Annotated in this window: 22 protein-coding genes; 11 read left to right on the forward strand and 11 right to left on the reverse strand. The window is 70.3% G+C overall.

The window, feature by feature from the left end; genetic code table 11:
* Together BLV49_RS12005 and BLV49_RS12010 are read left to right on the forward strand one after the other, a co-directional pair.
* Nucleotides 1-537: a GNAT family N-acetyltransferase gene (locus BLV49_RS12005; protein ID WP_245723633.1), complete on the forward strand. Its 537-nt coding sequence runs from the start codon at nucleotides 1-3 to the stop codon at nucleotides 535-537.
* A gap of 31 nt (nucleotides 538-568) precedes the next feature.
* Nucleotides 569-1,999 (forward strand): amidase, encoded by a 1,431-nt coding sequence (locus BLV49_RS12010; protein ID WP_091184631.1) that lies wholly within the window; start codon nucleotides 569-571, stop codon nucleotides 1,997-1,999.
* Between the two features lie 7 nt (nucleotides 2,000-2,006).
* On the opposite strand, the gene BLV49_RS12015 is transcribed toward BLV49_RS12010, so the two are convergent.
* Genes BLV49_RS12015 through BLV49_RS12040 form a run of 6 tightly spaced genes read right to left on the reverse strand, consistent with a single transcriptional unit; the run spans nucleotide 2,007 to nucleotide 7,863 of the window.
* Entirely contained in the window at nucleotides 2,007-2,801 is a 795-nt protein-coding gene (locus BLV49_RS12015; protein ID WP_434061458.1) for an ABC transporter ATP-binding protein, read from the reverse strand.
* Nucleotides 2,798-3,586: an ABC transporter ATP-binding protein gene (locus tag BLV49_RS12020; protein ID WP_091184634.1), complete on the reverse strand. Its 789-nt coding sequence runs from the start codon at nucleotides 3,584-3,586 to the stop codon at nucleotides 2,798-2,800. Before BLV49_RS12020 ends, BLV49_RS12015 begins: the two co-directional genes overlap by 4 nt.
* Nucleotides 3,583-4,461: an ABC transporter permease gene (locus BLV49_RS12025; protein WP_091184637.1), complete on the reverse strand. Its 879-nt coding sequence runs from the start codon at nucleotides 4,459-4,461 to the stop codon at nucleotides 3,583-3,585. Before BLV49_RS12025 ends, BLV49_RS12020 begins: the two co-directional genes overlap by 4 nt.
* Nucleotides 4,458-5,411: an ABC transporter permease gene (locus tag BLV49_RS12030; protein ID WP_091184639.1), complete on the reverse strand. Its 954-nt coding sequence runs from the start codon at nucleotides 5,409-5,411 to the stop codon at nucleotides 4,458-4,460. The genes BLV49_RS12025 and BLV49_RS12030 overlap by 4 nt, the downstream gene beginning before the upstream one ends.
* Nucleotides 5,408-6,898, reverse strand: coding sequence for an ABC transporter substrate-binding protein (locus BLV49_RS12035; protein WP_091184642.1), 1,491 nt, complete (start codon nucleotides 6,896-6,898; stop codon nucleotides 5,408-5,410). The genes BLV49_RS12030 and BLV49_RS12035 overlap by 4 nt, the downstream gene beginning before the upstream one ends.
* Nucleotides 6,899-6,933: 35 nt before the next feature.
* Nucleotides 6,934-7,863 carry an alpha/beta fold hydrolase gene (locus tag BLV49_RS12040; protein WP_091184645.1) on the reverse strand — a complete coding sequence of 310 codons (930 nt, stop codon included), beginning with the start codon at nucleotides 7,861-7,863 and terminating at the stop codon, nucleotides 6,934-6,936.
* 108 nt (nucleotides 7,864-7,971) lie between these two features.
* On the opposite strand from BLV49_RS12040, the gene BLV49_RS12045 reads away from it, so the two are divergent.
* The 8 genes from BLV49_RS12045 to BLV49_RS12080 are packed head-to-tail and all read left to right on the forward strand — an operon-like array spanning nucleotide 7,972 to nucleotide 14,830.
* Nucleotides 7,972-8,439, forward strand: a complete 468-nt coding sequence (locus BLV49_RS12045) for a carboxymuconolactone decarboxylase family protein (protein ID WP_091184648.1) — start codon at nucleotides 7,972-7,974, stop codon at nucleotides 8,437-8,439.
* Between the two features lie 22 nt (nucleotides 8,440-8,461).
* Nucleotides 8,462-8,923: an SIP domain-containing protein gene (locus tag BLV49_RS12050; RefSeq protein ID WP_091184651.1), complete on the forward strand. Its 462-nt coding sequence runs from the start codon at nucleotides 8,462-8,464 to the stop codon at nucleotides 8,921-8,923.
* A 9-nt stretch (nucleotides 8,924-8,932) separates the two neighbouring features.
* Nucleotides 8,933-9,757, forward strand: coding sequence for an aldo/keto reductase (locus BLV49_RS12055; RefSeq protein WP_091184654.1), 825 nt, complete (start codon nucleotides 8,933-8,935; stop codon nucleotides 9,755-9,757).
* Between the two features lie 41 nt (nucleotides 9,758-9,798).
* Nucleotides 9,799-10,734: a siderophore-interacting protein gene (locus tag BLV49_RS12060; RefSeq protein WP_245723634.1), complete on the forward strand. Its 936-nt coding sequence runs from the start codon at nucleotides 9,799-9,801 to the stop codon at nucleotides 10,732-10,734.
* A 32-nt stretch (nucleotides 10,735-10,766) separates the two neighbouring features.
* Complete coding sequence (locus BLV49_RS12065; protein WP_091184656.1) at nucleotides 10,767-11,783, forward strand: iron-siderophore ABC transporter substrate-binding protein; 1,017 nt, start codon at nucleotides 10,767-10,769, stop codon at nucleotides 11,781-11,783.
* Complete coding sequence (locus tag BLV49_RS12070; RefSeq protein ID WP_091184660.1) at nucleotides 11,783-12,802, forward strand: iron-siderophore ABC transporter substrate-binding protein; 1,020 nt, start codon at nucleotides 11,783-11,785, stop codon at nucleotides 12,800-12,802. Before BLV49_RS12065 ends, BLV49_RS12070 begins: the two co-directional genes overlap by 1 nt.
* Complete coding sequence (locus tag BLV49_RS12075) at nucleotides 12,795-13,802, forward strand: FecCD family ABC transporter permease (RefSeq protein WP_091184663.1); 1,008 nt, start codon at nucleotides 12,795-12,797, stop codon at nucleotides 13,800-13,802. The genes BLV49_RS12070 and BLV49_RS12075 overlap by 8 nt, the downstream gene beginning before the upstream one ends.
* Nucleotides 13,803-13,807: 5 nt before the next feature.
* Nucleotides 13,808-14,830 (forward strand): FecCD family ABC transporter permease, encoded by a 1,023-nt coding sequence (locus tag BLV49_RS12080; RefSeq protein WP_091184666.1) that lies wholly within the window; start codon nucleotides 13,808-13,810, stop codon nucleotides 14,828-14,830.
* Here the strand turns inward: BLV49_RS12080 and BLV49_RS12085 are convergent.
* From BLV49_RS12085 to BLV49_RS12105, 5 genes are all read right to left on the reverse strand, one after another.
* The gene (locus BLV49_RS12085) at nucleotides 14,806-15,192 is read right to left on the reverse strand and encodes a Fe-S oxidoreductase (protein WP_091184668.1); all 387 of its coding nucleotides are present in this window, start codon (nucleotides 15,190-15,192) and stop codon (nucleotides 14,806-14,808) included. The genes BLV49_RS12080 and BLV49_RS12085 overlap by 25 nt on opposite strands.
* Complete coding sequence (locus tag BLV49_RS12090; RefSeq protein ID WP_091184672.1) at nucleotides 15,189-16,610, reverse strand: dihydrolipoyl dehydrogenase family protein; 1,422 nt, start codon at nucleotides 16,608-16,610, stop codon at nucleotides 15,189-15,191. The genes BLV49_RS12085 and BLV49_RS12090 overlap by 4 nt, the downstream gene beginning before the upstream one ends.
* Before the next feature lie 24 nt (nucleotides 16,611-16,634).
* Entirely contained in the window at nucleotides 16,635-17,456 is an 822-nt protein-coding gene (locus BLV49_RS12095) for an arginase family protein (protein WP_091184675.1), read from the reverse strand.
* A gap of 79 nt (nucleotides 17,457-17,535) precedes the next feature.
* The gene (locus BLV49_RS12100) at nucleotides 17,536-18,267 is read right to left on the reverse strand and encodes a PspA/IM30 family protein (protein WP_091184679.1); all 732 of its coding nucleotides are present in this window, start codon (nucleotides 18,265-18,267) and stop codon (nucleotides 17,536-17,538) included.
* Between the two features lie 31 nt (nucleotides 18,268-18,298).
* Nucleotides 18,299-20,248 (reverse strand): TPM domain-containing protein, encoded by a 1,950-nt coding sequence (locus BLV49_RS12105; RefSeq protein ID WP_091184683.1) that lies wholly within the window; start codon nucleotides 20,246-20,248, stop codon nucleotides 18,299-18,301.
* A gap of 139 nt (nucleotides 20,249-20,387) precedes the next feature.
* On the opposite strand from BLV49_RS12105, the gene BLV49_RS12110 reads away from it, so the two are divergent.
* Nucleotides 20,388-21,134 carry a gamma-glutamyl-gamma-aminobutyrate hydrolase family protein gene (locus BLV49_RS12110; protein ID WP_245723635.1) on the forward strand — a complete coding sequence of 249 codons (747 nt, stop codon included), beginning with the start codon at nucleotides 20,388-20,390 and terminating at the stop codon, nucleotides 21,132-21,134.
* Nucleotides 21,135-21,153: the final 19 nt, after the last annotated feature.

Genomic DNA, 21,153 nt, shown 5'->3' on the forward strand with positions numbered 1-21,153 from the left:
GTGACCGACACCCTCACGCCCCGAGCCTCCACCGTGCGCGCAGTCATCCGCCCGGCGACCCAGCCCGATCTCGAGCGCATCGCGGAGATCTACGCCCACTACGTGCGGGAGAGCTGCATCACGTTCGACGAGGTCGTGCCCGACAGCTCCCACTGGCAGAGCAAGCTCGCGGCCGCTCGCGACGCGGAGCGGCCGTTCCTCGTGGCGGAGACGCCGGAGGGAACCGTCGCCGGCTACGCGTACGTCGAGCCGTGGAAGGCGAAACGGGCCTACCGGCACACTGTCGAGAACTCGATCTACCTTGACCCCGCGCTCACCGGGCGAGGGCTCGGAACCGACCTGCTGACCGCGCTGCTCGAGCGGTCTCGCGCAGCGGGGATCGCGCAGGTCGTCGCCGTCGTGAGTGACACGGGAGCGGAAGCGTCGCTCGCACTGCACGAGCGCTTCGGCTTCCGGCGCGTCGGCCGGCTCGAGAACGTGGGCTTCAAGTTCGGTTCGTGGATCGGCGTGCACCTGCTGCAGCGCTCGCTCGAGTGACACTGCGGTTACGGCTCCGTAGGCTAGCCGTATGGTCGAGCTTCACGACGAGAGCGCCCTTGAACTGTGGACGGCGCTGCAGCGCGGCGAGACGACGCCGACGCAGCTGGTCGAGCACACGATCGACCGTGTCGAACGGCTGGGGCCGCGCTACGGCGCTTTCGCGACGGTGACGGCGGATGCCGCTCGCGAGCGTGCCCGGCTCGTCGCCGAGTCCGTGCCGCGCACCGCGCCTCTCTGGGGGATCCCGCTCGCCGACAAGGATCTCGTGAACCGCGCCGGCGTGCCGACCGGCTTCGGCTCCCGCGTGTTCGCCGGTCAGGTCGCCGCGGCATCCGACGAGCTCGTCGACGTCCTGGACGCCGCGGGATCGGTGAGCCTCGGGAAGACGGCGACGCCCGAATTCGGGCTCGCCGGCTACACCGAGCCCGTCGCCACCGGTCCCGTGCGGAATCCTTGGGATCCCACCCGCGGAGCGGGCGGGTCGAGCGGCGGAGCGGCCGCTGCGGTCGCCGCCCGCCTGCTGCCGTTCGCGCCGGGAAGCGACGGCGGAGGCTCCATTCGTATTCCCGCAGCGGCATGCGGTCTCGTCGGCCTCAAGCCGTCCCGAGGCCTCGTGCCCGCCGCGAGCGGCATCTCCTCGCTCGCGGGGCTCGCCGTCGGCGGCTCGATCGCCCGAACCGTGACGGACGCGGCCTTCCTGCTCGACGCCATGATCGGGCGCCGCAACGGCCGCATCGATCATCACTACACCCTGCGCGCCCCCGATGACAACGATGGCGACCTGCTCGGCGCGGCCGTTCGCGGCGAGGGCCGGTTCCAGATCGGCATCCTCGAGAACACGCCGTGGGACGACGATGTGGAGATCACCGTCGCACCGGAGGCCGCCCAGACGGTTCTCGAGACCGCGCGGCTGCTGACGAGCCGCGGGCACGGCATCGAGACGTTCCGACTCGACCACGACGGCAGCTATCCCGGGCACTTCCGCGGTGTCTGGTACGCCTCGGCGGCCGGTCTTCCCGTCGACGGCGACGCCCTCGACCTGCTCGAGCCGCTCACGCGCGCGCTGCTCGAGCGTGGTCGCGCCATGCCATCGCGGGAGCTCATCGAGCACCTCATGGCCCTGACTGCATTCGAGCGAAGCGTGATCGCTCAGTTCTCCCGCTTCGACGCCGTGATGACGCCGACGCTCGCGCTCACCCCGCGACCGCTCGGCTGGTTCGACGCCGAGGACGCCGACCGCAACTTCGCGCAGCAGTGCGCGTACGAGCCCTACACCTCGTTCGTGAACGTCGCGGGCCTGCCGGCGATCACTCTTCCCGTGCTGCAGACGGCGGAGGGCCTGCCGATGGGCGTTCAGCTGATCGGCCGGCCCGGCGGCGAGGCGACGCTGCTGTCCCTCGGCCGACAGCTCGAACGCTCGGTGCGCTGGGAGCTGCGCCGACCGCCCGGCATCGACTGAGCGGTCGTCAGCCCTCGCCGGGAATCTCGAGCACGGGCACGGCGTCGAGCAACCGTCGCGTGTAGTCGTGCGCCGGCTGGGTCAGCACCTGCGCCGTCGGCCCCTCTTCGACGATGTGTCCGTCGTGCATGACGGCGACGCGCTCGCACAGGTCCCGGACGATGCCGATGTCGTGCGAGACGAGGACGACGGTGAGTCCCATCGTCTGCTTGAGGTCGCGGAGGAGGTCGAGGATCTGCGCCCGCACGGTGACGTCGAGGGCGCTGACCGGCTCGTCGCCGACGAGCACGCACGGCTCGTGGACGATCGCGCGCGCGAGGGCGATGCGCTGCCGCTGACCGCCCGAGAACTCGTGCGGATAGCGGCCTGCCATGTCGGCGTCGAGACCGACCCGGGAGAGCACTTGAAGCACTCGGGCCCGGTGATTCCCCGGAATGCCGAGGCCGGTAAGAGGCTCGGCGATGATGCGAGCCACCGTCATGCGGGGATCGAGGGAGGCGTACGGGTCCTGGAACACGATCCCGGTCTCCCGCCGGAACCACGCGGCGCGCCGTCCGGGGTGCACGGGCGTGCCGCGGAAGCGGACGGTGCCCGCCGTCGCCGTGTCGAGGGCGAGCATGAGCCGCACGAGCGTCGACTTGCCCGAGCCCGATTCGCCGATCACGCCGAGCGAGGAGCCCTCCTCGATCACAAGGTCGGTCGGAGCGAGCGCGCGCGTCACGCGCGGAGCCTGGAACATCGACTCCCGCGGGAGCGAGTAGTCCCGCGTGAGACCGCTGAGCCGGAAGAGGGGTTCGGTCACGGCTGCTCCGGTTTCGTCCAGCTCGTCGCGCGGGCGGCATCCACAAGCCTTCTCGTGACGGGGGAGGAGGGGCGGGAAAGCAAGTCGCTGATCGGCGCGGACTCCACGACGCGCCCGGCGCCGAGCACCATCGCCTCGTCCACGACGGACTGCAGCACCGCGAGGTCGTGCGTGATGAAGATGAGCGAGCTGCCGAGACTGTCGACGATCCGGTCGAACAGAGCGAGGATCTCCGCCTGGATCGTGACGTCGAGGGCCGTCGTGGGCTCGTCGGCGATGAGGATGCGCGGCCGCGCGGCGAGGGCGATCGCGATGCCGACTCGCTGCCGCTGACCCCCCGAGAGCTGGTGCGGGTAGCGTGTGACGATGGTCTCCGGGTCGGGGAGCGCGACGAGTCGCGCGATCTCCACGGTCCGCGCGCGCGCCTCGGAGCGGCCGATGCCCTCGTGGATGCGCAGCGGCTCGGCGATCTGCCTGCCGATCGTGCGGATGGGGTTGAGCGCCGTGCGCGGCTCTTGGAAGACCATGCCGATCTTGGCCCCCCGCACGCGCGCGAGCTCGCGTTCGCGCAGGCCGAGCAGCTCGCGGCCGTCGAGGCGGATGCTGCCCGTTGCGGTCGCGCCCTCGGGCAGCAGGCCGAGAATCGCGAGCGCCGTGAGGGACTTGCCCGAGCCGGACTCGCCGATGATGCCGAAGCGGCCGCCGTCGGGCACCGTGAAGCTCACGTCGTCGACGACAGTCCGGCCGCCGATCGATATCGTCAGCTCACTCACCATGAAACTCATGCGGTGATCACCTCCGGACGGCCGAGGCGCGGATCGGTCGCGTCGCGCAGGCCGTCGCCGAGCAGATTGAAGCCGAGAACCGTGAACGTGATGGCGAGGCCCGGCCACAGCACGGACCACGGGTGGATGCCGATGTATGTCTGCAGCTCCGCGAGCACTCGGCCCCATGACGGCGTCGAGACCGGCGCGCCGTAGCCGAGGTACGAGAGGCCCGCCTCGGCGAGAACGGCGACGGCCATGCACCACGACAGCTGCACGATGAACACGGGGGCGACGTTCGGCAGCACGTGCCGCGCAAGGTTGCGGACCGGGCCGAGACCGGCGGCGATTCCCGCCGTGACGAACTCCGAGCGTGACACGCGCCGGATCTCCGGTCGGGTCACGCGGCCGACGTTGACGCCGAAGCTGATGCCGACGGCGACGATGACGACGGCGAGCGAGCCGCCGAACGCCGACGCGAGCATCATGGCGATGAGCAGCGTCGGGAATGCGATGAGGATGTCGATGAGCACGGCGACGATCTCGCGCACCCACCGCGTCGTCAGCGCGCCGAGCGCCGCGAACACGACGCCCACGATCGCCGCGACCACGGCCGACCCGACGGCGACCTGAACGGTCACGCGCGAACCGGCGAGCAGAACGCTGAAGATGTCGCGGCCGATGTTGTCTGTGCCGAGCAGGTGCGCGGCGGACGGCGGCTGCCACTTGTTCGCGACGTCGGTGAGGATCGGGTCGTACGGGGTCCAGAAGAGCGAGACGATGGCGCACGCGAGCAGGACCGCGGTCGTGACGAGGCCGAACAGCCCCGTCGGCCGGGACAGCAGACTGCGCGCCCAGCCTCGGCGGCGGACGAGATCGACGGATGGCGTGCTCATGCCGCGCTCTCCCGCTGCCGAGGGTCGATGACGCGCGCGAGGATGTCGACGGCCGTGCCGATGACGAGAACGAGACCCGTCATGGCCAGGATCTCGCCCTGCACCTTCTCGAGGTCGCGATTGCCGACGTCGGCGACGAGCATTCGGCCGATTCCGGGCAGGTTGAACAGCTGTTCGATGATGACGGCGCCGACGAGAAGGCCCGCGATCTGCAGGGCGAGCACGGAGACGACGGTGAGGGCCACGTTCGGCAGGCCATGCGTGATGAGCGCTCGCGTGCGCGTGAGCCCCTTCGCGGCGGCCGTGCGCACGTAGTCCTGCCCCATCGCCTCGAGCGCGGCCGAGCGGATGAAGCGCAACAGCACCGCTCCCTCCACGACGCCGATCGTGAGTGCGGGAAGCAGCAGCGCGTACAGCGCCCGCGCCGGTTCGTCCCAGCCGGCGCGCGGAAAGCCCTGCGGCGGGAACCAGTGCAGCGTGACCGCGAACACCGCGACGAGGATCATGCCCGCCCACACGACGGGGATCGCGGCGATCGCCTGCGAGCTCATGCTCATGGCGGCGCCGGCGGCTCCGCGGTGCTTGATCGCCGACAGGATGCCGAGGGGGATGCTGATGACGAGCGCGATGAGAAGCGACAGGAGCGCGAGGGGAACCGTGACCTGCGCCTTCTGCAGCAGCTGATCGGTCACGGAGCTGCCGGTGAGCATGGACCGGCCGAGGTCGCCGTGGAGGATGCCGCCGATCCAGTCGACGTACTGCGCGGGAAGCGGGCGGTCAAGCCCGAGCGACACGCGAATCGCCTGGACCTGCTCGGGAGTGCTGTCGGTTCCGGCGATGACCTGGGCGACGTCTCCGGGAAGCACCCGGAGGGTCGTGAAGATCAGCGCACTGGCCACGAACAGTCCGATGACGAGCAGGACCAGGCGAGTCAGGACGAATCGTGTCACGTGGTCACGGCAAGGGAGCTCAGATCGAGACGCGCATTGGGGGAGTCGGTGGGGAAGCCGCTGATGCCCTTCCCGACGGCTGTGAGCGTGAGCGCGTTGTACAACCAGTCGGCGGCGTGATCTTCAGCCACGATGCGTGCCGCCTCCTTGAGCTTCTGGTCGGCGGCCGCCGGATCGACGGCCGCGATCGACTCCGCGTACAGCTTCTGCACGTCTTTGTTGTCGTAGCCGAAATAGTAGTCCGGATTCGCCCAGTTGCCGAAGTCGCGGGGCTCGAGATGGTCGACGAAGCTCAAGTCGTAGTCGTGGTTCTGGTACACGTCGTTGAGCCAGGTGGAGAACTCGACCGAGTCGACGGTGAGGGTGACGCCGACCTTCTTGTAGGCGGAGACGAGGAGGTTGGGCACCGTCGTGCCGTAGATGTTCGGAACCGTGAGCGTGAGCTTGAGGTTCTCCTGACCGGCCTCGGCGAGGAGCTTCTTCGCCGTGTCGGGCTCGAACGGTCGAACCGAGGTGAGGTCCTCGTAGCCGGGATCGAGCGGCGGGATCGGGCCGCCCATCTGCACGCCCGCTCCGCCGATCGCGTCGATGATCGCCTTGTGGTCGACGGCGAGGCGCAGCGCCTTGCGCACGCGGACGTCGTCGAGCGGCGCCTTCGTGTTGTTGAACGCGAGCGTGTACTTGTCTGTCGTCTTGCCCTCGGTGACGGTGAAGTCCGTGCCGTCGAACTGGCTGCGCAGGTTCGGATCGACGGCAGTGAGCACGTCGACGTCGCCGGCGAGCGCGGCGTTCACGCCTGCCGTCGTGTCGCTGATGTAGACGAATACGACTTCGGCGACCTTCGCCTTGTCGCCCCAGTACTCGGTGTTGCGCTTGAGGGTGATCGAGTCGCCCTGCTTCCAGCTGTCCAGAGTGAACGGTCCTGTGCCGTTCGCCGTCGTCGCGAGGTCGTTCTTCGCGGCCTTCTCGAGAACGAGTCCGGCGCGGCCCGAGAGGTTCCACAGCAGGTTCGAGTCCGGTTCGGACAGCGTGAGTGTGACCGTGTGGTCGTCAGGGGCGCTGATCTCGGTCACGTGCGAGAGCAGCTCGTGGTCGCGCAGCTCCGGGTCGTCCTTCACTTGCGTGAGCGACCAGACGATGTCGTCCACCGTCATCGTCTTGCCGTCGTGGAACGTGACGCCGCCGTTGATCTCGAAGGTGTACGTGAGGCCGTCGTCGCTGATCGCGTGGCTCTTCGCTATCGTGTCGACGATCTCGCCCTGCGGCGTGCGCGAGACGAGGCCCTCGTAGACGTTGTCGATGAGCACTTGGTCCAGCGCGGCGCCCGAGGTGCGGCGGATGTTGAGATCCGTCGGCTCAAGCACGAGGCCGACGTTGACTGTCGCGTCGGTGTCCGGGCCCTGCTGTTTGTCGGTCGAGCCGGTGCAGCCGCTCAGCAGCAGTGCCGCGATCGCGGCGACGCCGACGGCGACGAGGCGGGTTCTCATGGCGGGGCGTTTCCTTTCGCTTGCTCGCACGCGCCTCACGCGCGCGAGCCGTCTTCCGGCCGGGGCTGATCGCTCCCGGCTGTGCTGATGAGGCCGCGGATGGCCTCGGCGAGTGCGACCGGGGCGTCTTCCTGAACGTTGTGCCCGGCTTCGAGGGTAACGGAGGAGGAGCCGGGAACGCGGCGCAGGAACTCGTCGACGAGCTCGTCGGTGAGAAAGCCGCGGCTTCCGCGCACGAGCAGCACGGGGATCGTGAGCGACTCGAGGCCGCTCCAGATCGCCGAGTAGTCCCGGCCGAGCTGTGGCCGGTCCTCGCCGAGATTGCCGAGGTGGTGACGGAACACCACGCGTCCGTCGTCACGCACGCGCGTGTTCAGCTCCACGCCTCGCGCGACGGAGCGGCGGGAGACGCCGATCCCGAAGGATCGTGCGTAGTCGACGATCTCGTCGCGGCTGCCGAAGTCGCTCGGCCCCGACAGGAAGCTCTCGATCATCGCGGCGTCGGTCGCGGTCACACCCGGCGTGATGTCGACCACGACGAGCCCGCGCACGGCTCCCGGGTGCTTCGCCGCGATCATCGCGGCTGCGAGACCGCCGAGAGACTGGCCCACGAGCACGTGAGGGCCGACCCCGAGCCGCTCGAGGATATCGAAGACGGATGCCGCGACGGTGTCGGGCCGGTAGTCGACGTCATCGCGCCACTGCGAGAGCCCGTGCCCGGGAAGGTCGATCGCGAGAGCCGGCTCGTGGAGCGCCACGGCCGTCGCGTCCCACGTATGCGCGTTGAGAGCCGCGCCGTGCAGGAACGTCACCGCCGGTCCGCCGGTGCCGTATCGGATGAAGCTCACATCCCGTCCATCGCCGTCCGGAAGTGCATCGCGGCGCGCGGCGGGCACGGGGCCGGAAATGCCGAACTCCTCGGCCTCCTCGACGAGGAAGCGGAATTCATCCTCTGTGTCGCTCATCCGAGCTCCTCACCGTGCCGTTTGATGGACTCGAACCATTATCGCGGTGTCGCGCGCACCGTTCTCCCGTGTTACGCCGCCGCCACAGGTGCGGTGCAAGATGGGTGCATGACTCCATCTTCGCGCATTCACCCGTCGAGAACGCAGCGGGAGGCGTACGAGGCGCTCAAGCAGGTTTCGCTCACGACCGGGAAGATCGCGGCGGACGCGGGACTTGAGCCTCGCCTGCTCGAGCTCGTGCAGCTGCGGGCCTCGCAGATAAACGGCTGCGCCTTCTGCCTCGACTACCACCACGATCGCGCGATCGCGGCGGGCGAGACGGAACAGCGCATCACCGTCCTGTCCGCGTGGCGGGAGGCGAGGCTGTATTCGCCCCGCGAGCAGGCGGCGCTCGCGCTCGCCGAATCCGTCACTCTCATTCACGACGGCCAGCTGCCCGATGACGTGTACGAGAGCGCGATCGAGGTCTTCGCTCCCGAGGCGTACACGGCGCTTCTGTGGGTGCTCGTCTCGATAAACGCGTTCAATCGCATCGCCATCGCGGGACGCTACCCGGTCGAGGCCCGGGAAAGTTAGGTGTGGCTATACTAAGAGCGCTATGACTCAGACTCGAACCCGCGCCACCGGGTCTCACGCGCGCCGCGATCCTCGCGGTATCGGGCACGTCTACCTGCTGACCGCCGACGAGTCGTCGATCGGCGAGCTCGAGGCCGCGCTGCAGTCGCTTCCGTACTGCGCGCGAGGCCGAGTCTTCGTCGAGGTCGCCTCCGCGGCCGACATCTCGCACATCGACGTGCCCTCGCGCATGACCGTCACCTGGCTGACCCGTTCGACGCGCACGGGAGCGCCCGGAAGCGGCCGCGGCTGCGCGGCGGGTGAGGCGATGGCGCGAGCCGTGTGCGCCTGGGCCGACGAGATGCTGTGCGGCAGCGACACTCCGCACATCTGGCTCGGCGGTCACTACCGCGGAGTCTCCGCCGTGCACGAGCACCTCGTGCACGCGCTCGCGGTTCCCGCGGACCACGTCGTCACCCCCGCCCCGTACGGGCTGCGTGGCTAGACTCGCTGCATGAGCGCGTCCGTCCCCACCCTGACCCTCCGCACCGGATTCACGATCCCGCAGATCGGGCTCGGCGTGTACAAGGTGCCGGCCGAGCAGACCGCCGACGTCGTGCTCACGGCGCTCGAGGCGGGCTATCGGCACGTGGACACGGCGACGCTGTACCGCAACGAGAAGGCGGTGGGCGAGGGCATTCGCCGCAGCGGCGTGCCGCGCGAGGAGCTGTTCGTCACGACAAAGGTGTGGGACGACGACCACGGCTACGACAGCACGCTCGCGGCGTTCGACCGCAGCCTCGATCTGCTCGGTCTCGATTACCTCGACCTGTACCTGATCCACTGGCCCGTGCCGAGCCGTGACCGCTACGTCGAGACCTGGCACGCGCTCGAGCGGCTCGCCGCCGACGGCCGCGTGCGCTCGATCGGCGTCTCGAACTTCCACGCCCACCACCTCGAGCGGCTCTCCGCCGAGAGCGAGAGCGTTCCCGCGGTCAACCAGATCGAGACGCATCCGTGGCTGCCTCAGCATGAGGACCGCGCGTACGGGGAGACGCACGGCATCGTCACCGAGGCGTGGTCGCCGCTCGCGCGCGGCCGCGTGCTCGGTGATGAGACCCTCGGTCGGCTCGCCGCCAAGCACGGCGTGAGCGCCGCCCAGATCGTCATCCGCTGGCACCTTCAGCTCGGCAACGTCGTGATCCCCAAGTCGGTCACGCCCGCACGCATCCGCGAGAACCTCGACGTCTTCGGCTTCGAGCTCGATTTCGAAGATCTCGCGGCGATCGCCGAGCTCGAGACGGGGGAGCGCACGGGATCAGATCCCGACGACCACTGAAGGGCTTGCGCTAGTAAGGTTAGGCAACCCATACTAGAGACGTGCAGAATGAGACGGATGCCGCGACCCTGACGCCCGTGCGTCCCGCGTTCTGCAACTTCGACCTCACCGTCGGCCGCGTCCGCCGGCTCAGCCCGCACTTCACGCGCATCACGTTCACGGGCGACGAGCTCGATCACTTCGGCACAGAGGGGCTCGATCAGCGGATCAAGATCGTGCTCCCGCTGGCCGCGACGGGGTTCGACACGTTCCCGTCCGGGCCGGACTGGTATGGCGCGTGGCGGCAGCTGCCCGACGAGCAGCGCAACCCCTTCCGCACGTACTCGATCCGCGCGATTCGCTGCGACCAGCGTGAGCTCGACGTCGACTTCGTCTCCCACGGCGACGGCGGTCCCGCCTCTGCCTGGGCGGCGACGGCGCGCGCCGGTGATCGGGCGGTCGTCGTTGGCCCCGACGCGCGAGCGGGGGAGTCGCGTGTCGGCATCTCCTGGAACCCCGGAGCCGCGCGGCACCTGCTGATCGCCGGTGACGAGACGGCGGTGCCTGCGGTCAGCGCGATCCTCGCGCAGCTCCCGAGCGACGCCGTCGGCCGGGTCTTCCTCGAGGTGCCGAGTGCGGCGGACATGCTCGAGGTCCGCGCACCCGAGGGCGTTCACGTGCACTGGCTGCCGCGTGCCGTCCCGGACGCCGACTACGGGATGCGCCTCGTCGACGCCGTGCGCGGCTGGGTGCGCGAGCACGTTCGTGAGGTCTCTGCCACCCGGATCGAACTCGGCGACATCGACATCGACGCCGAGATCCTCTGGGACGTCCCCGATCCGGCATCGGCGCCGGGACCCGAGGACATGTACGCCTGGATCGCGGGCGAGGCCGGCGCCGTGAAGACGCTTCGCCGGTTCCTCGTCTCCGAGACCGGCCTCGACCGTCGCGCCGTCGCCTTCATGGGCTATTGGCGCCTCGGCAAATCAGAGGTCTGACGCTTCCGCCCACCCCGACAGTAAGGACCCTTGTGCCCTCTCCGCGCCGAATTCTCGCCGGCACGCTCGCGCTCGCCGCGGCCGTCGCCCTCAGCGGCTGCTCCGCCCCTGCGGCATCCGATGTGCCCGCCGAATCGGCGTCATCGGCCTTTCCCGTCACGATCCGGAGCAGCCTCGGTGACGCGACTGTCGCCGCGCAGCCCGAGCGCGTGCTGACGCTCGGCCAGGGCACGGCGGACACCGTCGTCGCGCTCGGCATCACGCCCGTCGCCGTCGAGGCCGACGCGTGGGGCGGCGACGCCGACGGGTATCAGCCGTGGGTGCGGGAAGCCATCGAGGAGCGCGGCGACGCACTGCCCGCGCTCATTGCGGGCGGCACCGAGATCGACATGGACGCGGTCGTCGCCGCCGATCCGGATCTGATCCTCGCGCCGCAGTCAGGGCTCACGCAAGACCAGTTCGACGTGCTCTCGAAGCTCGCCCCGACCGTCGCGTATCCCGGGCAGGCGTGGAGCACGCCGTGGGACGAGCAGATCGAGATCATCGGCACGGCGCTCGGCAAGCCGGAGGAGGCGGACGCGCTCATCAGCGGCATCACCGACACGCTCGGCGACGTCGCAGAGGCGCACCCCGAGTGGCGCGACACGAGCTTCGCGTACGTCTACACGTCGAGCCCCGGCGTGCTCGGCGTCTTCCAGCCGAGCGAGCCGCGAGCCGCGATCCTCGAGCTCATGGGGCTGCGCACAGCCGCGTTCGTCACCGAGCAGCCGGTGGACGAGGGCACGGCCTCGAGCACCCTGAGCCTCGAGAACGCCGACCTTCTTGACGACACCGACCTCGTGTTCAGCTGGTTCGAGAACGCCGAGAACCAGGCGCAGATCGAAGCACAGCCGCTGTACGCGCAGATCCCGGCGGTGCAGCGCGGCTCCGACGTCGTCATCTACGACCACCAGTTCGTGACGGCGGCGAGCCTCATCACGCCGCTCACGGTTCCGTGGGTGATCGACGACTACGTCGAGCTGATTGAGAAGGCAGTGGAGAGACTCTGATGAAACGAACAATGGCGGCGCTCGCCGCGCTCGCGGCAACGGCGCTCATGCTGAGCGGCTGCTCAGCGGCATCCGACGCCCCCGAGAGCACGCCCACGTCGGACGGGGCGTTCCCCGTCACGATCAAGAGCGCGCTGGGAACCGCGACGATCCCCGAGGCACCCAAGCGTGTCGTGTCGATCGGCTGGAGCACCCCCGACATCGCCGTCTCGCTCGGCGTCACTCCCGTCGCGATCGAGGCCGACACGTGGGCCGGCGACAAGGACGGCCTGCTGCCGTGGCTGCGCGACGCGATCGAGAAGAGCGGCGACCCGCTGCCGCAGACGTTCAGCGTGTACCCCGAGATCGACATGGACGCGATCGTGAAGGCGAACCCCGACCTGATCCTCGCGCCCCAGTCCGGCCTCACGCAGGACCAGTACGACGTGCTCTCGAAGCTCGCGCCGACGGTCGCCTACCCGAAGGCGGCGTGGCAGACGAGCTGGACCGAGCAGATCCAGATCGTCGGGAAGGCCCTCGGAAAGCCCGACAAGGCGCAAGGTCTCATCGACGGCATCAACGGCCAGCTCGCGGACGCCGCGGCGGAGCATCCCGAGTTCGAGGGACTCTCGTTCGCGTACGTCTACACGGGCAAGCCCGGTGCCCTCGACGTGTACATGCCCGGCGACCCGCGCGTCGACGTTCTCACGGAGCTCGGCTTCACCGAGGCGCCCGCCGTCGCCGACCTGAAGCCGAGCGCGGGGACGTTCACGTCGACGATCGGCATGGAGAACGCGGACCTGCTCGACGACGTCGACGTGCTGTTCACGTGGTACAACTCCGAGGAGGAGAAGGACGCCGTTGCCGCGCAGGAGCTCTGGAAGCAGATTCCCGCGGTGAAGCGCGGCTCCGTTGTCGAGTTCATCTCCGACCGCCAGCTCGGCATGGCGACGAGCGCGATCACGCCGCTGAGCGTGCCGTGGGCGCTCAACAAGTACCTCCCGCTGATCGAGGAGGGCGTCTCGCACGTCGATGACTGATCGAGGGCCGACGGCACGCGGTCGCTTCGCCCTCGGCGTCGCGGCCGCCGTCGTCGTCCTCGCCGTGACCGTCGTGCTGAGCCTCGGCGTCGGCTCGAAGGAGCTCTCGCTCCAGCAGCTTCTCGACTCCGCCGCCGGGAACGGGAGCGCGTACGTCGACGCCGTGCTCGGCAGCCGCGTCCCGCGCACGGTGCTCGGGCTCATCGTGGGTGCGGCGCTCGGGGTCGCGGGAGGAGTCATGCAGGGCGTCACCCGCAACCCGCTCGCCGATCCGGGACTCTTCGGCGTCAACGCGGGCGCCGCGGCGGCCATCGTGACGGCCGTCGGCTTCGCCGGAGCGGGAGCGGGAGCCTACGTGTGGCTCGCGCTTCTCGGCGCCGCCGTCGCGGTCGTCGCCGTGTACGCGCTCGGCACGTCGCGCGGCGGCGGCTCGGCGACGCGCATCGTTCTCGCGGGCGCCGTCGTCACGGCCGTCTTCTCCGCCTATGTCCAGGCGATCACTTTGAGCTTCCCCGAGGTGTTCGACGCCTACCGGTTCTGGGTCGTCGGCTCTCTCGCCGGCCGGTCTCTCGAGCAGGCGTGGCTCATCCTGCCGTTCGTCGGCGTCGGGCTCGTTCTCGCCCTCGCACTCGCGCCCGCGCTCAACGCTCTCGCGCTCGGCGATGACATCGCCGCGTCCCTCGGCTCGAGCCCCGCCGTCACACGCGTTCTCGCGGGCGTCGCCGTCGCCCTCCTCGCGGGAGCGGCGACGGCCGGGATCGGCCCCATTCTCTTCGTCGGCCTCGCCGTGCCGCACATCGCTCGCGCGCTCTCGGGTCCCGACCACCGGCTGCTGCTGCCGCTGTGCCTCCTGCTCGGGCCCGCGCTCCTGCTCGCCTCGGACGTGCTCGGCCGCGTGATCGCTCGCCCGGACGAGCTCATGGTCGGCGTCATGACCGCGTTCGTCGGCGCGCCCGCGCTCTTCGTCGCCCTTCGGCGCCTGCGGGGTGAGAGACGGTGAACCGGATGCCGCTCACGCTGCGCATCGGCAGCATCCTGTCGCTTCGCCTCTCGCGCCGTTCGCTGCTGGTCGGCGGCCTGCTCGTTCTCGCGCTCGCCGTGCTGTCGGTGCTGTCCCTCTCGCTCGGTGATCTCGGCGTGGCGCCGGCCGCCCTCCCCGCGGCGATCTTCGGCGACGGCTCGGGCGCCGACGGCTTCGTCGTGCAGACCCTGCGCGGCCCTCGCCTGCTCGTCGCGATCGGGGCGGGAGCGGCTTTCGGTCTGAGCGGGTCGCTGTTCCAGCGCGTGACGCGCAACCCGCTCGGCAGCCCCGACGTGATCGGCCTCACCGCCGGCGCCTCCGCCGGCGCCGTCGCCTTCGGTCTGCTGTGGCCCGGCGTCGTGCCGCTGCCGCTCGGCGCCGTCATCGGCGCCGCCGCCGCGATGGTCGTCGTCTACCTCGCCACCGGCAACGGGTTCCGGGCTCCCGGGCGCCTGATCATCGCGGGCATCGGCGTGCAGGCGATCGCGCTGTCGTTCGTGCAGTTCGCGCTCACGCGCACGAGACGGGAGCAGGCGACGGTGCTCGCAACGTGGCTCAACGGCAGCCTCGAAGCGCGCAGCCTCGCCGACGTGCTCGTCATCGGCAGCGCCGTCATCGTGTTCGGCGTGGCGGCGCTGGCTCTCTCGGCGCGACTCACCCTCGTCGAGATGGGCGACGACATCGCCGACGGGCTCGGCGCGAACTCCGCCCGCACGCGCTCGCTCGCGGTCGGCGTCGCGATCGTGCTCGCCGCGGCGGGAGTCGCCGTGTGCGGGCCGGTCGCGTTCATCGCGCTCATGTCGCCGCACGTCGCGCGCTTTTTGACCGGCCGCTCGTCGGCGCTGCCCGCGGCGCTCATGGGAGCCGTGCTGCTCGTGCTCGCCGACGGCATCGTGCAGTTCGCGCCGCTCCCGCAGCAGCTGCCCGTCGGCATCGTCACGGGCGTCATCGGCGGGGTGTTCCTCGGTGCCCTCCTGGTGGCTCAGTGGCGCCGCGGCGCGCTCTGACGCGCGCGCAGGTATCCGCCCTTCTCCAGACCCGCCTCGATCTCGAAGCGATTGCGCAGCGGATCGAAGCCCGACAGCGCGTACAGCACGGGAAACAGCATCCCGTACCGCTGCCACTGGCGCTTGTGCACCGCCTCGTGCTCGAGCACCTCGTCGTTCACGTTCGTGCGGGTGAGGTAACACGCGCCCACGCACGATCCGCCGCGACCGAAGGTCCAGTTGGGCATTCCCGTGAACACGAACAGGCCGTTCCGGCGCTCGATGCGGCCCGTCGACCAGAGCGCTCCCCAGGCCAGGCCCACGAGCGTGGCATACAGGTAGCCGAGCCGGCTCAGCGGGGAGTCGAGAAGGATGCCGCTCACGCGGACTCCTCGTGCAGCTTCTCGAGCAGGCGCAACCAGATCTCGCTCATCGTGGGGAACGCGGGAACCGCATGCCACAGCCGGTGAAGCGGAACTTCCCCGACGACGGCGATCGTCGCCGCGTGCAGCATCTCCGCTGTGTCGTCGCCGACGAACGTCGCGCCGACGAGCGTGCCGCGTTCGACATCGATGACGGCGCGCATCGTGCCGGTGTAGCCGTCAGCGTGCAGGGCCGCGCCCGCGACCGAGCCGAAACCGATGTCGAGAGTCTTCGAGCGGATGCCGCGATCCTGCGCCTTCGCGCTCGTCAGCCCGATCGAGCAGACCTGCGGCTGGCTGAACACGACAGAGGGGGTCGCTGCGTGGTCGGCGGTCGCGACAGCCGAAGACCACGGCTCGGTCGACGGCACGTCGCCGCGCGCCCGAGCCGAGATCGCGGCGGCGGCCGCGCGCGCCTGGTACTTGCCCTGGTGCGTGAGCAGGTTGCGGTGGTTGACGTCGCCCACCGCATAGAGCCAGCCGCCGTCGACGCCGGTCGCGCGCATGGTGTCGTCGACCTCGATCCACGCGCCATCCTCGAGGCCGATCGTCTCGAGGCCGAGGTCCGTGCTGCGCGGCGCACGCCCCGTCGCGACGAGCACCTTCTCGGCGCGCACCTCGCTGCCGTCGGTGAGGGTGAGAGCGACGCCGTCGTCGGTTCGCGCGGCGCGCTCGACCTCGCCGGGCACGATCTTCGCGCCGTCGTCGGTGAGGCGCTTTGTGACGGCGTCACCGGCGATCGGCTCGAGCTTCGACAGCAGCTTTCCCCGCACCACGAGGGTCACCGTCGAGCCGAGTGAGAGGTACGCGGTCGCCATCTCGGCGGCGACGACGCCGCCGCCGATTATCGCGAGGGAGGCCGGTGCCTTCTCCGCTGTCGTGACCTCCCTGTTGGTCCAGGCGCCGACCGAGGAGAGCCCCTCGATCTCCGGAATGCGCGAGGTGGAGCCCGTGCACACGGCGACCGCGTGCCGCGCGGTGAGCGTGAGCGTCTCGCCGTCGGGGCGGGTGACCTCGACGCGGCGTTCGCCGGTCAGCCTGCCCTCACCGCGCACGAGGGGGATGTGGGCGCTCTCGAGCCACTCGACCTGACCGGAGTCGTCGCCTCGCCCGGTGAAGCCGTCGCGGCGCTTGAACACGGCGTCAGCATCCAGCGGCGCCGTGACGGATTGCGCGGCGCCCTGCACCGCGAGGGCGGCGTCGCGAGCGGCGCCCGGGCGAAGCAGCGCCTTCGACGGCGTGCACGCCCAGTACGAGCACTCTCCGCCGACGAGCTCACGCTCGATGATGACGGTGCTCAGGCCGGCTTTCGTTGCATAGTCGGCGACGTTCTCCCCGACGGGGCCGGCGCCGATGACGATGAGGTCGTATTCGGTCATGCCCCGACGATACCCGCGTCCGCGTCACCGGGTAAGGGCGCCGAGGATCCGCAGGATGGCTGCGAGGTCGTCGGACGCCGCGGCGGCCGACGCCGGCGCGAATCCCGTGATTCCCGCGCCGGAGAGCGTGAACCGCCCGCGGACCGCGGCGAGCAGCTCCACAAGCGAGGCGAGGGGGATGCCGAACGGCTCGGCCCAGTGCGTTCCGTCGATGTCGGCCGGGTCGAGAACGTCGAGATCGATGTGCACGTACACGCTGCCGGCGCCCGTCGCCTCGAGCGCGGCGAGCAGCGACTCTGTCGTCACGTCCGCGCCCGGCAGAGTCGTGAGCGGCGACTCTTCGATGAAGCGCGTCTCGGAGTCGTCGACCGAGCGGATGCCGGCGAGCACCACTCGCTCTGCCGGCACGGGGTTCGAGGCGGCGAGCACCTCGTGGCCCTCGCCAAGCACGGCGCGCAGAGCCATGCCGTCGAAGGCTCCGGACGGCGACGACTCGGCCGTGTGCAGGTCAGGGTGGGCGTCGAACCAGACGACGGCCGTGTCACCGTTCGAGCTCCGCATGGCGTGGTCGATCGCGGCGATCTCGATGCCGCAGCCTCCGCCGATGCACACCACGGGCTCCGCCTCGGTGCGCAGCCCCTCACGCAGCCGTTCCCGCACCGTGACGATGGAGCTGAACCGCTGGATTCCCGTGCCGAGGGCGTCTCCGGCCCCGTTCGGAACGTCGACGACGCGCGTCGATCGGGACGGCAGGTCGCCTCGGATGGCTTCGGCGCCGTCAATGAGCTGCATGGCGCGTGTGGACGACGAACCCTGCCACTGGGGCACAACCATGAATGCCGTCATGATTCCAGTATGCGCGGTTCCCGCATTCGATCAGGGGGAAGGGGGCCGCAGCGTCGTGCAGGCCCCCTTCCGGAGCGGTTCAGGACTCGACGGCCGGCGTGCTGCCGTGCTTGAGTGCGGCGAGGCGCGCCTCGACCTCGGTGAGCTCTCCCATGTCGTCGAGCTGCTCGAACTGCGCGTCGAGGCTCGAGGCCGCGAGCTCCTGCTGCCCGCGCACTTTCGCCTCCTCGCGACGGATCTTGTCTTCGAAGCGGCTGACCTCGCTGGTCGGATCCATGATGTCGATGCTCTTGAGGGCGTCGTTCACCTTGAGCTGCGCTTGCGCCGACTTCGCGCGCGCGACGAGCTCGTTGCGCTTGCTCTTGAGCTGGTTCAAGCGCTCCTTCATTCCGTTGAGGCCGTCCTTGAGCCGGTTGACGACGTCGGTCTGGTTCGCGATCTGCGGTTCGGCCGCCTTCGCCTCCTTCTCGGCGTCGATCTGGCGGCCCAGAGCGACCTTCGCGAGGTTGTCGAACTTGTCCGCGGCCGGGGCGTCGCCCGCCGCGCGCAGCTCGTCCGCCTTGCGGCTCGCGGCGAGGGCCTTGTTGCCCCAGTCGGCGGCCGCGCGGAGGTCTTCCCGGTGGTCTTCCTCGAGCAGCCGAAGATTTCCGATGGTCTCGGCGATCGCGCTCTCGGCCTCCGCGATGTTGTTCGTGTAGTCGCGCACCATCTGGTCGAGCATCTTCTGCGGGTCCTCCGCCGCGTCGATGATCGCGTTGATGTTGGCTCGCGCGAGCTGGGCGATGCGCCCGAAGATGGTCTGCTTGGCCATGGGTCGTCCTCTCAGTTGTTGTGGTGTGGAGTCAGAATCGTCCGCCGCCGCGCCGGGAGCGTCCGCCCCCGCCGAACGAGCGGCCCCCGCCGAAGGAGGGGCCGCGGCCGGACGAGCGGTAACCGCCGCCGAAGCCGCGGGAGGAGCCGCCGGAGGCGAGGAGCCCGCCGATGACGGCGCCGAGCAGTCCGTCGACGACACCGCTCGAGCGCCCGGTCGCGTATGGGCCGCCGAAGCCGCCGCCGAACCCGGTGTCGAAGCCGCTCAGATCGCTCTGCGCGCTCGCGAGCGACTGCTGGGCGAGGGCCGCGGCACGCTGCGCGCTCGCGAGCGCCGTCGTCGGGTCGCCCTGGCTGAGCGATTGCGCCTCGGCGAGCAGCCGCCGCGCTTCGGCGAGGCGGGTCCGAGCGGTCGTGCCGACCGCTCCGCGGCGTGCCGCGATGAAGTCCTCGGCCTGAGAGACGTGGGAGCTCGCTATCGATAGCGCACTGCCGAGTGACGCGCGGGCCCGGCGCTCCGCCTCGGCAGCGTCGCGCACGCGCTTCAGGGCGGCGTCCATTCGCGTGTTCGCCTCGGTGAGGCGGGACGCGAGCTCGACGGGATCTGTCGGGGGCGCCGCGGAGCGCGCATCCTCGACGGTCTGCGCGGCTGCGGCGGCGACGCCCGCGAGCTCGGCGGACCCGTCGCCGCGCGCCGCAGCGACGTCGGCGTCGAGATCGGCGATGAGGCGCTGCACCTCGGCTTGCGCTGCAGCCAGCTCGTCTCGACGGCGGGCCACAGCGTCGAGCAGCTGGCCGCCCTGCGCCACCGCCCGCTTCGCGTCGCGCAGGAAGACGGCTGCCTGGCCGTTCGTCCCCGCCTCGGCGTTCGCGCGGGCCGAGCTCAGTCCTTCGCGAGCGAACCGGATGCGCTCCGTCGCCTGAGCGACGTTGTCGGCGACCGCCTCTGTCGCTGTCGCCGCGTAACGGCGCTGCAGTTCGTCGAGCAGCCGGCTGCCCTCCGGGAGGCGCTGCTCGAGGGCGGCGATGTCGGCGTCGACGCTCTGCAGGACGGGGGAGAGGTTCTCGGCGAGGGCGTCGAGCTCGTCGAACGATGCTTCTTGCGCGTCGAGAGCGGTGCCGACGGCCGTGCAGATCTCCAGGATGCGCGCGTAGCTCGACCGCTTCTGCTCGTCCGTGTCGGGGATCGCGTCGTCAAGCTGCTGCTGCAGTCCGAACGCCTCGCGGAGCTGCGTGCTCGCCTCGGCCACGGCCGCCTTGTACGGCTTCACCGCGTCCTCACCGTACTGGGCGAGCGCGAAGCCGAGATCCTGCTCGGCGGTGCGCACGGCGTCATCGCTCTGCACAAGCGCCCGCGACGCCTCCGCCTCGAGCTCCTCGAGCGACTCCGCTCTCGCCCGCCGCGAGCGGCCCCGCCGCACGAGCACGACGACGAGGATGACGAGGCCGATCGCGACGATGACGCCGAGCGCGATGAGCCAGCCCGTCGCGGCGCTCATCCGCCCTTCGATGGAGCCGCCCAGCCCGTCGGCCGCGGCGACGGCCGCGCCGGCCCAGTCGCTGTCGTGCAGGCGTGGTTCGATGTTCTTCTGCTCGATGGCGCTGATGTCCGAGAGCGAGACGGGACCGGCCTGGTCGGCGGACAGGTAATAGGCGCGGTCGGTCGCGGCGATCGCGAGCAGGTAGTCGTCCGGGCCGAGCCCGTTCTGCTCCGCGACGGTGTTGGCCCAGTCCTCGGGCGAGCTCGGGTTCGTGAAGCTGTCGACATACACGACGAACAGGTCATGCCCTGTGCGCTCGTACAGGTTCGCGGCGGCATCCTCGACGCTCGCCTCCTCGGCGGAGTCCAGCACGTCGGCTTCGTCGAGAACGTGGGAGGAGCCGAGCGGCATCGGGTCGACGGCGGCAGCGGCGAGCGGCGTCCCCAGCACGACGAAGGCGGCGGCGAGCGCGGCGAGTGGCAGTCGGGGAAGCTTCGGCATCCGGAATCCTTCTGTCGTGACAGCACGAGTCTATGGCGAGCGCCCCGGGGAGCGCACGGAATCTGTGTCGGTGTGTGACGGCGCGAATGGCGCCGCGCGTGCCGCTGCGGGAAACTGGAACGAGCGAGAGGAGGAACCCGTGACCGAACCGCACCGCCCGCTCACGCTCGCCGTCGTCGAAGTCACGAACGCCCGGCCGCACGCGCGATCGTATGACGCCTACACGCGCGGCATGATCACGCGAACGGTGAACGACGCCACCGCGCTCGGCTGGGACGCCATGCTCCTCTCCGCCGAGCAGCTCGGCACGGCCGCGCTGCTCGACGCGACCGAGCGGGCGGATGCGATAGCGATCATGGGCGGAGAGGACATCGCGCCGGAGTTCTACGGCGCCTCGGGCGGTTACGAGGGCGAGGGGCGTCATTATCGGGGAGCGGATGCCGCCGAGCTCGCGCTCGTGCGCCGGGCAGCGCTCAGCGGAACCCCGCTTCTCGGCATCTGCCGCGGTCACCAGATCATCAACGTCGCCTTCGGCGGCACCCTCCTGCAGCACGTGCAGGAGTCGGGGCACCGCATCACGGACCTGCCCGTCGAGTACGCGCTCGTGGAGCACCCCGTGCAGCTCGACCGGTCGAGCACCCTCGCGCTGCGTCTCGGCGAACACGTGACCGTGCAGTCCGGCCACCATCAGGTCGTCGACCGAGTCGGCCGCGGCCTGCGCGCCGTTGGCTGGTCGCCTGACGGCCACATCGAAGCCATCGAGCACGAGGTGCTGCCGATCACGGGCGTGCAGTGGCATCCCGAAGCTCCGCTCGCGGCGGAGGGCCAGCTCGAGCGGCTGCTCGACGGCCTCGAGCGTGAGGCTCTGCGCGGCGTTCTCGCCTGAGCGCGTGGCGCGCACGGCG

This window comes from Paramicrobacterium humi, assembly GCF_900105715.1.
In the GTDB taxonomy this organism is placed as follows: Bacteria; Actinomycetota; Actinomycetes; order Actinomycetales; family Microbacteriaceae; genus Paramicrobacterium; species Paramicrobacterium humi.